Source organism: Bacteroidota bacterium (genome assembly GCA_018692315.1).
Taxonomy (GTDB): domain Bacteria; phylum Bacteroidota; class Bacteroidia; order Bacteroidales; family JABHKC01; genus JABHKC01.
In genome coordinates this window covers 1-11,406 of the sequence record JABHKC010000037.1, presented here as the reverse complement: position 1 = coordinate 11,406, position 11,406 = coordinate 1, and the positions used below count along the sequence as shown (strand labels likewise).

Below are 11,406 nucleotides of genomic sequence, written 5' to 3'. Positions count from 1 at the left end.
CTTTCTATAGCTATGCCATGGCAGATGGTATCTTTAATTATCTGTTTGATAATAAATATGGGCTAATTTATAAAACTAAACCCAAAATCCCTGATAGCCAGCTATCTATAATTTGGGAGGAAAATTGAGGAAACTTCAGTTGGTGACTATATTGCACTTGCCAGAAGAAAGGGTAACAAATGGTATATTGGAGCAATGACAGACTGGACTCCAAGGGAGTTAGAACTTAATCTTTCCTTCTTAAAAGAAGGAACCTTTAAGATGGAAGTTTTTAAAGATGGTATTAATGCTGATCGATTTGCAGAAGACTATAAATTGAAGACATTAGAAGTCAACAAAAATTCTAAAATATCAGTACAAATGGAAGCTGGTGGAGGTTGGGCTGCCATAATTTCAAAGCAAGACATTAATTGATATTAGAAGCCGCCAACAAATAGAACTATAAGCGGTTTGTAAAACCAAGTCCCGATGAAAAATCGGGATCGAACTACATCCCGTATTTAAAGTAGCTGTCAGTTAAAATTTTGCTATGTACTTGTCGACGGTTTTTGTTGTTCTTTTTATGCAGAATAATTGAAGTCTATACATATGAATCAAATAAAAATCTTGCCTATATATAAAGTCCGGCAGATTTTTTATAAATTAGCAAAAAAATAAATATATGCCACTGACTTTGATGATACAAAATATTCAAATGCTTGATATTAAACAAACTAAGTGTAATTTGCATATTAGCGATATGTCAAATATAATGCACTCGGGTGCACATATTAGTTAGTTGTGCACAATTAAAAAAAACAGATTATACCAATAGAAAAAATGAATACTGTTCATATTGACTCAAGTGACAATCACCGTCCAATATGTCGAATTTCATTTGTGAAAAATGATAAAGACCTTTACTTCATAGATAAGAGTAATGATAACTTTCATATTTCAATTCATCATCCTGATGGAAATGTTTCATTGACATTTCAAAATGATTGGAAATATAACGACAATATTCGTTTGTTTAAATATGACTGGGATTTAATTGAAGAAGATTGCGAATTTGAGAAACCGATGATGCTCTATTTTCCTGCATACCTTGAAAATTATTTAATTAATAATAAGCAAAAGAGTAAAAGTGCTTCTATGTTTCTTCAAAACGTTGAAAAGATTGAAGAATTGACTTTTAAATTTCTTATTATGAGTCCAAATGCCAAAAATCCAAAAAGTCGAAAAGCTGACTTGGGTGTAAATGTTAATAGAATTACTGGAGAAAAAGATACTGGAGAAAATGTAGATGAAACAGTTTCGCAGAACAATCCATCCTTAAGATTTGACAAACATAGAATTAGATTCTCAATTGGAAAGATTAATAAATCAGATGAGTTAAATCAATTTAAGTTATTATTTCTATTTCAACCAACAATTGTAATTGATATGGAGTACTTTATTGCAAATAATAGCTTTGAAATTGACTTTGAAAAAATAAATCAAAAAGGATTTTTTATTAATAATTATCTGACTAAAAATAAAAAGAAGATAACTTTATTGGCATATAAATAACCGTGCACAATCGAGTAGGTGGCTGACGGTCAAATAACCGCCAGTGCACCTCTCACACCACTAACCGTACGGGTCTCGTACTTAGCGGTTCATTAAGCAAAAGAAAATTTGAGTTGATGCTCAGAAATTCTTTGTTTCAGTTTCTCTTGTAAATAGCAAATTTAATTTCCCCAATTTTTCGCAATTGTAAATCATCAATTTTTATTGAACATCAAGGTGGGTGTCCGCATACGCTTATGCTGGACACACACATATTATCTGATAGTTGCAATTTCAGTCCTGTCGATTGACCCCCATAGATATTATAACTTATTAACAATATCAAAATGAAAAATACTAAATTTGCTAAATGCACTCATATCAACAATATATGATAGGCAGAAAACAAAAGTTGTTCCCAATTGTAAAAACAAGTTTTTAATGGCCTGTTAATCAACCATTAACAAGTGTTGATCTACAAGTTGGGTTAAGATTTTCTATTTTTCATTCTTTCATTTTCATTCCAATTTTTAACACTCTGGCAATAGGATTTTGCCATAGGTTATTGACTTTAGCTTTTTGAAGAAAATGGAGTTTTCATAGAGCCACTTTAGATTTCTGAATTTATGAAATAATATTTTACCGTATTGGTAATTTTCTTTATCTTTGAAGAATATTTGGAAATTGATGAGAGTTATTGCAAAAAAGATATTAAGAGAGTTTTGGGAAAAGCATAATGATGCAAAACAGCAATTAAATACATGGTTTAAGGAAGTTGTAAAAGCAAATTGGAAAACTCCTACTGATATCAAAAAAGAATATTCAAGAGAAAGTATATTAAAACAAAGTCGGGTTGTTTTTAATATTTGTGGGAATAAGTACCGGCTTATAGTTGAAATCAATTATATAAGACAATGGGTCTTTATTCGGTTTATAGGAACGCATTCTGAATACGAAAAAATAAATGCAGAAAAAATTTATGAACTATGGATATAAAAGTTATAAAAACAGAAGAGGATTATAATCAAGCTATAAAAAGACTTGAAGAAATATTTCATGCCTCAATTGATTCTGAAGAAGGAGACGAAGCGGAATTATTATCTATTCTCATAGAAAAATATGAAGATGAATATTATCCAATAGAAGCACCTGACCCAATTGAAGCTATCAAATTTAGGATGGATCAAATGGAAATGACAAAAAAAGATTTAGTTAATGTTATAGGATATAATAGCAGAGTTTCAGAAATTTTTAGCCGAAAACGAAAATTGTCATTGAATATGATTAGAAATTTGCACGACAAATTGAAAATCCCTTATGAATCATTAATGACTAATTATTAAAACTTTATGGAAAAATAGTTTTTCAATAAAACCTCAAATTCAATGCGAATAATTCTATCATCATTATTAGTTATTCTCTCATTTTGGTCTTTTTCACAAGACAACATTCAGGCTACTGTAAAAGATGCTAAAACAAAAGAGCCTTTGCAATATTGCAATATTGTAATAAAAAGCTCAGGAAAAGGCACAATTACAAATGCCGATGGGGTTTTTAATATCTCTGTTGATTCAGCTAAAGATTCATTGCAGTTTTATTATATGGGCTACGAAATCAAAACTATTTCTGCAGTACAACTCCTTCAAATGAACGAAATATTTCTACAAAAAAAGGATTTTGAAATACAAGAAATTACCGTTTATACTGATAACGACTACCTTTATGAAATTCTGAAAAAGTGCAGGAAAAATCTAAAGAACAATAAAACAGAACATGTATCGAAAGTATATTATGGATTGGAAACACAATCGAAGGGAAAACCTATAGAATTAGTCGAATGCTATTACAATGGGCATTTTACAGGAACAAATATTGATGAATTGCGTTTCAAAAATGGAAGGACCGGACATGCCAGTAAAACTGAGAATTATTTTTTAACATTAAATTCTTCAAAAGCCTTTACATTGATAAATTTAACAAGTCAAAATGGTTATTTCCCATTTATACCCCTGCAATTTGCAAAAAGAAGGATGAAAAGAAAATTTAATCTTGAAATGGAAAATCAAGATGAAAATATGTATATCATAAATTTTTCTCCATATAAAAACCAGCAGGATTATTTCTCGGGAAAAGTGTGGATTGAAAAAGGAACTTTTCGACTATTAAAAATTGATTTGTCTGTAGAAAACACAAATAAACATCCGTTCTTGCCCCTGTTTCAGTTTAATTCTATACATAAAGTTTCTTTTAATATTAGTAAAGCCTACAAAAAAATTGGCAATGAAACTGTGCCTGAATATATTAATTTCAAATACAGTTTTAAATATAAGACTGATTTAGATAAAGCAAAAACTACAGCACAGCTCCATAATGAAATAGATAGAGATATTAGTTCTAAAGGCATAATATATTTTTACGATTTTGACAAACCATTTATTCTTCCATATTTTGAATACGACAATAACTTCAGTGACTATAGAAAAATGTCGTTTATCCCATACAATGAAATTTTCTGGAATAATAACAACAAATTACTTCTTACTGAAAAACAAAAAGAAAATTTGGGATTTTTCTCTCAGGAAGGGAGTCTTGTCAATTATAGAGAAGGAAACTTCGGTAGCAATTTTTTAGTCTTACCTATTTTTGACGCTTCCTTTTTCCTATATAAATATTACTTTTGGGATGCAACAAACCGTATTCAACTTGTTTCTGATTTACACGAAAATAAAAACAATTCACGGCAATTAATTAATAACCTTAGCTTTCAAAGAGAGTTTTACAATTTTAAGGTTCAAATCTTGCTTGATATTTGTAGTTTGAACGATACGCTACAATGCAAATCATACACAGTATTTGACCAAAACCAAACATATTTCCATCTTCCCACAGATTCTTCTACCAATCCTTTCATTAATATATATTTTGACATTTACGAGATTGAAAGACGAAAAATGCAAAAAAAGCTTAATTCAGAAATTTTTACAATTGATCAAATAGACTCATATTATGAGTTAACTTTAGAAAATTTAGACAAAATAAGTGAACAATATCTTGATGAAGTTCAGATGGGGAAAAATCAAAATTCATTCGAGAAATGGAACAAATATATATTGGACAGATTAGGTATCAATAATATAGAAATGTTTGAAAAAAGAGATCAGGAATAATAATTTTGTATAATCAAAGATGAATGGTAGATTAAATATAAATATTTGTAAATTTTTAGCTTACAAAACTTGAAAAGAAAATACGATGAATAAAATAAATTTTATGGCTGTTTACTTTCTGTTGATTTCAATAGTAGCATGTAATCAAAAAAAGGATATTGCAATTGTTTCATCTCCGAATAAGGAGAATAGTATAGAATTCCAATTGTCAAGTGGAGGTACTCCTTGCTATTTGGTAAGGCACAACAATAAAATTGTAATTGATTCATCTTCCATGGGATTTGATTTCAAGAACCAAGCACCATTAGAAAACGGATTGAAAATTATTGGAACATCTATCAAAGAAATAAACGAAAGCTGGGAAATGCCTTGGGGTGAACAAAAAAAAGTGAACAATCACTACAATCAACTAATCATAAAACTGGAAGAGATCTCTTCACCAAAGCGACAGTTAAACATTCATTTTAAAGCTTATGATGATGGAATTGGATTTCGATATGAGTTTTTGAATCAAAAAGGAGTAGATAGTCTGATAATAATGGATGAAAATACTGAATTTCAACTTACCGGCGATCATACAGCATGGTGGACTCCAGGGGATTGGGATATTTATGAGCATCTGTACAACACAACAAAAGTGTCTGAGATTGATGCTCTCGCTCTTAAAAAAGAACAATGGTTAGCTCAAACTTATATTCCTGAAAATGCTGTAAACACTCCTGTTACAATGCGAACTTCCGATGGATTGCATTTGAGTTTTCATGAAGCCAACCTAACAGACTATGCCGGGATGACAATAAAAGTAGATAATGAGTCATTAAAACTTACCAGTGAATTGGTAGGATCCGATAGATTAGGCTATAAAGTTAAAAGAGCCCTACCATTTAAATCACCTTGGAGAACAATACAAATTGCCGACAATGCTACTGACTTAATAGAATCAAAATTGATTTTGAATTTGAATGAACCAAATAAAATTGGTGATGTGAGTTGGTTTGTACCAAAAAAATATGTGGGCATATGGTGGGAAATGCACATTGGGAAATCTACTTGGGATATGAAAAGTGGAATGCATGGAGCAACAACAGAAAATGCTAAAAAATATATTGACTTTGCAGCAGCAAACAATATTTCAGGCATATTAGTTGAAGGATGGAACACAGGTTGGGAACATTGGATAGGTTTTGAAGACAGGGAAGGAATCTTTGATTTTGTAACACCATATTCCGACTATAATATTAAAGAAGTTATTGATTATGCTAAAGAAAAAGGAGTTGAAATTATTATGCACCACGAAACATCCGGTGCACCGCGGACCTACGTGCAGCAATTAGATACAGCATATCAAATGATGAACAAATTAGGAATTCATTCTGTGAAAACCGGTTATGTAGGAAAATTAATTCCAAAAGGTGAGTATCACCACGGACAATGGATGGTCAATCATTATAGAAAAGTTTTAGAAACTGGTGCAAAATATAAAGTTGCTATAAACGCACATGAACCAATAAAAGCAACCGGAATCAGACGAACATACCCCAATGCAATTGCTAGAGAAGGACTTAGAGGTCAGGAGTTCAACGCTTGGGCAGGCGATGGAGGAAATCCACCCGAACACTTAGCTATTGTTGCCTTTACAAGAATGTTGGCAGGTCCGATTGATTTTACTCCAGGAGTATTTGATATTTCTTTACCCACAAAAGAAAACAACCAAATTAACACAACACTGGCTCAACAATTGGCATTGTATGTAGTGATTTATAGCCCAATTCAAATGGCATGCGATTTACCAGATAATTATGAAAATCAAGCAGCCTTTCAGTTTATAAAGGATGTAGGAGTAGATTGGGAACAAACCCATGTTTTAAATGGTGAAGTAGGAGATTTTGTTACAATTGCAAGAAAGGAAAAAGGAACAGAAAATTGGTTTCTGGGAAGTATCACAGACGAAAACGAAAGAGAAATAACTATTGATTTTGATTTTCTTGACAAGGAAAAAACCTATCAAGCTGTAATATATAAAGACGGAGAAGAAGCACATTACAAAAACAAACCACTTGATATAAAAATTGAGCAAATGGAAATACAAAAAGGCGATACAAAAACTTTTTTATTGGCTGCAGGAGGAGGGCTAGCTATTAGCCTTAAATGGATAAAGCTGAATAAATAGTTAAGAAATCATTAAAGAAAACATTCAATATTCAACACTCAATATTCAATAAACAATTTCCAAAAACAAAATTATCATATAAGACTTTTATGCATCAGACTGTCTAAAAATATTCTTGCACTAAATAAAACAAAAATATGTATTTAATATGAGAATTATTCGTTACTTTACAGCATATTAAAATATATTGTCATGCTAATTAGATTTAATGTTGAGAATTTTATGTCGTTTAATGAAAAATCTGAATTTTCATTAATAGCCAATAAAGAAAGAAGGCTTTCTACTCATTATCATAAAGGGAAAGGAATTAGTATTTTAAAGTCAGGAGTAATCTATGGTGCAAATGCTTCTGGGAAATCCAATTTTGTAAAAGCAATAGACTTCTCAAGAAGAATAATTGTAAATGGAATAAATAAACTTAATCCCGTAAATTGCCATTACCGCCTAAAAAAAGATAATATCAATGTGCCAACAATTTTTCAATATGAATTCAAATCAGGGAATAAATATTATTCATATGGATTTGCATTAATATTAAAGGATAATCAGATAATTGAAGAATGGTTATATGAAATAGGACAAAACAAAGAAAAGAAAATATTTGACAGATTTATAAATAGTGAAAACAAACATGAGATTGATATTGCTATTAAATTAAGTTCAAAAGCAAAAAAGAGATTTGATGTATATCGAGAGGATTTCCAAAATTCTGATAATCTACTTTTTTTGAATGAAATGAACAGAAAGAGTATTAATGACTTTAGTGAGGCGATTGACTTCAAGAATGTTTATGACTGGTTTGAAAAGAAGCTTACTGTCGTATTTCCTAAGTCCAAATATTCAGGTTTGAATTTTATTGGTGATGACGATGAAATGTCCAAGATATTCAACAGTTTTCTTAATATTTTTCAAACCGGAATTCAAAATGTAACATCTGAAGAAATAGATTTAGAAAGTTTTGATATACCAAAGCAAATAAAAGAAGATTTAACGAAGAATATTGAAAAAGTGAAATCTATTATTTTTGAAATTAATGGAATCACATATTCTTTAAGACGAAATACCCAAAATGAATATAAGGTAAAAAAAATAGGTTTGGAACATATCAATAATTTTGAATCTCCAATTGTTTTTGATATTGAAGACGAATCTGATGGGACACAAAGATTATTTGATTTCATACCTGCATTACATGAAATGACAAAAACTGATTCTGTATTTATTATTGATGAACTAGACAGAAGTTTACATTCAAAATTAACCTATGGAATCTTTGAAATTTTTCTTGAATTAACAAAGAATAATGAAAGTCAAATGATTGTAACAACTCATGAATCATTATTGATGGACTTGGAACTATTACGTAGAGATGAAATCTGGTTTATTGAAAAAAATAAAAATCAGTCGCGATTATTTTCATTGGATGAATTTAAAGTAAGGAATGACAAAATAGTTCGAAAAGACTATTTGCTTGGTAGATATGGTGCGATTCCAATATTCAAGAGTTTTAAAAACTTAAATTTCTAGTTATGCCAGGTAGATTGAGGATTAAAAATGAATTTGGGAAAAGGGCTATAGAACCTGAAAGCCAGAATACAAAAGAAGTTTACCTTATTTCAATAGCCAGTGAAGGCAAAACAGAGGAGCAATATTTTGATGGTATTCATGATTTAGATTCTTCCGAAATCATCAAGGTTGAAAGACTTGAAAAGAGAGATGAAACTGATACAAAAAGTCATCCAAATCATGTGATTGACTTGCTTGATGAAAGAAAAGAATATTGGATTGAACATGGTATTGAAGCCAATGAATTGTGGATGGTGGTTGACAGAGACAGGCAAAATGTTAGTAAGGAACAACTAAACTCTATTATTGATAAATGTAAATTAGAGGGTTATAATCTTGCATTGTCAAATCCAACATTTGAATTATGGTTACTTTTGCATCTTACTGATTTACAAAAATATTCCCTTGATGGTTTGATAAATAACGATAAAGTGAATAAAACCAGACGTTTTATAGACAAAGAACTTTCAATTATTCTGAAAGGATATAATAAAAAGAACCTGAAATTTGAAAGGTTTGAAAATGGAATAAATGATGCCATTATTCGAGCAAAGAATATGCAAGTCAACAATGAAAATTTGATTAATGAATTAGGCACAAGTGTATGCTTACTAATTGAGAAATTGATAAAATAACAAAATGCTAAAGCACAATATACTCCATAATTTTTGTCGCAGGTGGCAATCCAAATCTTAAAATATCTAAATTGACACATAAAATTTATCACTTTACAAACTTTAAACTAAAAAAATGAAAAAATTATTTATCAAAAGCGTTTTACTTTTATTATCAGTTTCGTTTTCTTTCTTTGCAAATTCTCAAGGTTTTGGCAGCAAACAAATTGATTCTCTCATCAGCAAATCGATGGGGAAAATGCCACAAGCCGGAATTGCTGTTGTACTTGTAAAAGATGGGGAAGTTCTTCATTCTAAAGGATACGGCCTGTGTTCGATGCAAACAAAAGAAAAAGTCGATGAAAATACTTTATTTGCCATTGCTTCCAATAGTAAAGCATTTACTACGGCTGCCTTGTCAATTCTGGTGGATGAAGGCAAAATATCGTGGACAGATAAAGTTGTGGATTACATACCGGAATTTAAAATGTACGACCCATATGTAACAGCAAATTTCACTATTCAGGATTTACTTACTCATAGAAGCGGATTAGGATTGGGAGCAGGCGATTTGATGATATTTCCGCATGGCAGCGATTTTACAATCAATGATGTCGTTAGTAGTTTTCAATATCAGGAACAAGTGTCCGATTTCCGTACAAAATACGATTATGACAACCTTTTGTATATAGTAGCCGGAGAAATCATTGCAAAAATCAGCGGCACAAGCTGGACAGAATTTGTAGAAACACGAATATTTGCTCCTTTAGAAATGGATAGATCTGCCGGTACTTTTCAAAGTGTGAGAAGCAAAACCAATATTGCTTTACCACACTCCACCGAAACTGGAGAATTGCAGCAGATAGAAACATACTCGAACAATCTGACTGCCGCTGCCGGTGGAATTTATTCAAGCGTGGACGATATGAGTAAATGGCTTCTTATGCTGCTGAACGAAGGTAAGTATGGCTACAGATTGAAAAAGAAACTCTTTTCGAAAAAAAACTTAAATGAAATGTGGACAGCTCATACAAGAATAAATTTCAACTATAAACCTCAATCTCGTTATAAAACACATTTTTCGTACTATGGTTTAGGCTGGAAACTGTCCGACGAAAATTCTTATCTAACAATAAGCCATACTGGCGGTTTGCCCGGAATGCTTTCTATGACTACTCTTATTCCTGAATTGAATCTCGGAGTGGTTGTTCTCACAAACTCGGCTCCCGGAGGCCTTGGATATTATATTATTTCAAAAGCTATCACAGACTCATACATAGGTGTTGAAAAATTCGATTGGATTAAACGAGCAGAAAATGCCCTTTCTTATAGCCAAAATGTAGGCGATTCGGTAGTAAATAAAGTATGGGAAACTGTAGAAAATGCAAATACAGACCATCTGAATTTAGAAAATTTCATTGGCACGTATAAAGACAATTGGTTTGGAGAAGTGGAAGTTTCATTAAAAGAAGATAAGTTGTGGTTTCGTTCGCTTCGTTCTCCAAAACTTAGCGGCGAAATGTTTTTCTACAAAGCCACTACTTTCGCAATAAAAATGGAGTATAAAGATATGACCAGCGATGCTTTTGCAACTTTCAGTTTAGATAAAGAAGGAAAAGCAACAATGATTAAGATGGAAGGAATTTCTCCAAACATCGACTTCAGTTTCGATTATCAGGATTTGGAACTTCTACGGATTGCTGATTGAAAATTGACTAACAAAATGGCTAAATCCGTTTTGTATCACTTGTTCTGAATTTCTATTTTCCAAAAACAATTTGTACTTTTGAAATTTTTATTGAGCATAAATGTGGTTGTACAGCATACGATTATGCTTGGCACACACAAAAAATATAATGCAATTGACTAATTAATACCTGAATGAAAAATTTTAATATAGCCGTCCTAATAGATGGAGATAACATACCATCGGCTAACGTAAAAGAAATGATGGAAGAAATAGCCAAATATGGCAATCCAACCATCAAGAGGATATATGGTGATTGGACTAGACCAGGCCTAACCAAATGGAAGAATCTTCTTTTAGAAAATGCAATAACACCTATTCAACAATACGGGTACACTACTGGTAAGAATGCCACAGACTCAGCAATGATAATTGACGCAATGGATATTCTTTATAGTGGCAAGGTTAATGGTTTCTGTCTTGTTTCCAGCGATAGTGATTTTACCCGATTAGCCACAAGACTAAAAGAAGCTGGTATGCAAGTTATAGGGATAGGAGAAAAAAAGACTCCCAACCCATTCATTGTAGCTTGCGACAAATTTGTTTATATTGAAATTTTAAAGAAACAAACAGAGGAAAAGCTTGAAAGTAAAGAATCCAATGAATCAATAG

General features: G+C 31.4%; 10 protein-coding genes. All 10 read left to right on the top strand.

What is annotated here, in order from left to right:
• The first annotated feature begins 123 nt into the window (after nucleotides 1-123).
• The gene (locus tag HN894_03215; protein MBT7142322.1) at nucleotides 124-414 is read left to right on the top strand and encodes a glycoside hydrolase family 97 C-terminal domain-containing protein; all 291 of its coding nucleotides are present in this window, start codon (nucleotides 124-126) and stop codon (nucleotides 412-414) included.
• A gap of 405 nt (nucleotides 415-819) precedes the next feature.
• Complete coding sequence (locus HN894_03210) at nucleotides 820-1,551, top strand: hypothetical protein (protein MBT7142321.1); 732 nt, start codon at nucleotides 820-822, stop codon at nucleotides 1,549-1,551.
• A gap of 666 nt (nucleotides 1,552-2,217) precedes the next feature.
• Complete coding sequence (locus HN894_03205) at nucleotides 2,218-2,526, top strand: type II toxin-antitoxin system HigB family toxin (protein MBT7142320.1); 309 nt, start codon at nucleotides 2,218-2,220, stop codon at nucleotides 2,524-2,526.
• Nucleotides 2,517-2,873, top strand: coding sequence for a transcriptional regulator (locus HN894_03200; protein ID MBT7142319.1), 357 nt, complete (start codon nucleotides 2,517-2,519; stop codon nucleotides 2,871-2,873). The genes HN894_03205 and HN894_03200 overlap by 10 nt, the downstream gene beginning before the upstream one ends.
• A 42-nt stretch (nucleotides 2,874-2,915) precedes the next feature.
• Complete coding sequence (locus HN894_03195) at nucleotides 2,916-4,697, top strand: hypothetical protein (GenBank protein MBT7142318.1); 1,782 nt, start codon at nucleotides 2,916-2,918, stop codon at nucleotides 4,695-4,697.
• Between the two features lie 85 nt (nucleotides 4,698-4,782).
• Nucleotides 4,783-6,867: a glycoside hydrolase family 97 protein gene (locus HN894_03190; protein MBT7142317.1), complete on the top strand. Its 2,085-nt coding sequence runs from the start codon at nucleotides 4,783-4,785 to the stop codon at nucleotides 6,865-6,867.
• 192 nt (nucleotides 6,868-7,059) lie between these two features.
• Nucleotides 7,060-8,394 (top strand): ATP-binding protein, encoded by a 1,335-nt coding sequence (locus HN894_03185; protein MBT7142316.1) that lies wholly within the window; start codon nucleotides 7,060-7,062, stop codon nucleotides 8,392-8,394.
• Nucleotides 8,395-8,396: 2 nt separating this feature from the next.
• Nucleotides 8,397-9,068, top strand: coding sequence for an RloB domain-containing protein (locus HN894_03180; protein ID MBT7142315.1), 672 nt, complete (start codon nucleotides 8,397-8,399; stop codon nucleotides 9,066-9,068).
• Nucleotides 9,069-9,183: 115 nt separating this feature from the next.
• The gene (locus HN894_03175; protein MBT7142314.1) at nucleotides 9,184-10,755 is read left to right on the top strand and encodes a serine hydrolase; all 1,572 of its coding nucleotides are present in this window, start codon (nucleotides 9,184-9,186) and stop codon (nucleotides 10,753-10,755) included.
• A gap of 173 nt (nucleotides 10,756-10,928) precedes the next feature.
• Nucleotides 10,929-11,406 (top strand): NYN domain-containing protein (locus HN894_03170; protein ID MBT7142313.1); only part of this gene is annotated, 478 nt, incomplete at its 3' end.

What these genes read in the sequence shown, in the direction of transcription:
- HN894_03210 (MBT7142321.1), top strand. Translation starts at nt 820, where the DNA reads ATGAATACTGTTCATATTGACTCAAGTGACAATCACCGTCCAATATGT.
- HN894_03205 (MBT7142320.1), top strand. Translation starts at nt 2,218, where the DNA reads ATGAGAGTTATTGCAAAAAAGATATTAAGAGAGTTTTGGGAAAAGCAT.
- HN894_03200 (MBT7142319.1), top strand. Translation starts at nt 2,517, where the DNA reads ATGGATATAAAAGTTATAAAAACAGAAGAGGATTATAATCAAGCTATA.
- HN894_03195 (MBT7142318.1), top strand. Translation starts at nt 2,916, where the DNA reads ATGCGAATAATTCTATCATCATTATTAGTTATTCTCTCATTTTGGTCT.
- HN894_03190 (MBT7142317.1), top strand. Translation starts at nt 4,783, where the DNA reads ATGAATAAAATAAATTTTATGGCTGTTTACTTTCTGTTGATTTCAATA.
- HN894_03185 (MBT7142316.1), top strand. Translation starts at nt 7,060, where the DNA reads ATGCTAATTAGATTTAATGTTGAGAATTTTATGTCGTTTAATGAAAAA.
- HN894_03180 (MBT7142315.1), top strand. Translation starts at nt 8,397, where the DNA reads ATGCCAGGTAGATTGAGGATTAAAAATGAATTTGGGAAAAGGGCTATA.
- HN894_03175 (MBT7142314.1), top strand. Translation starts at nt 9,184, where the DNA reads ATGAAAAAATTATTTATCAAAAGCGTTTTACTTTTATTATCAGTTTCG.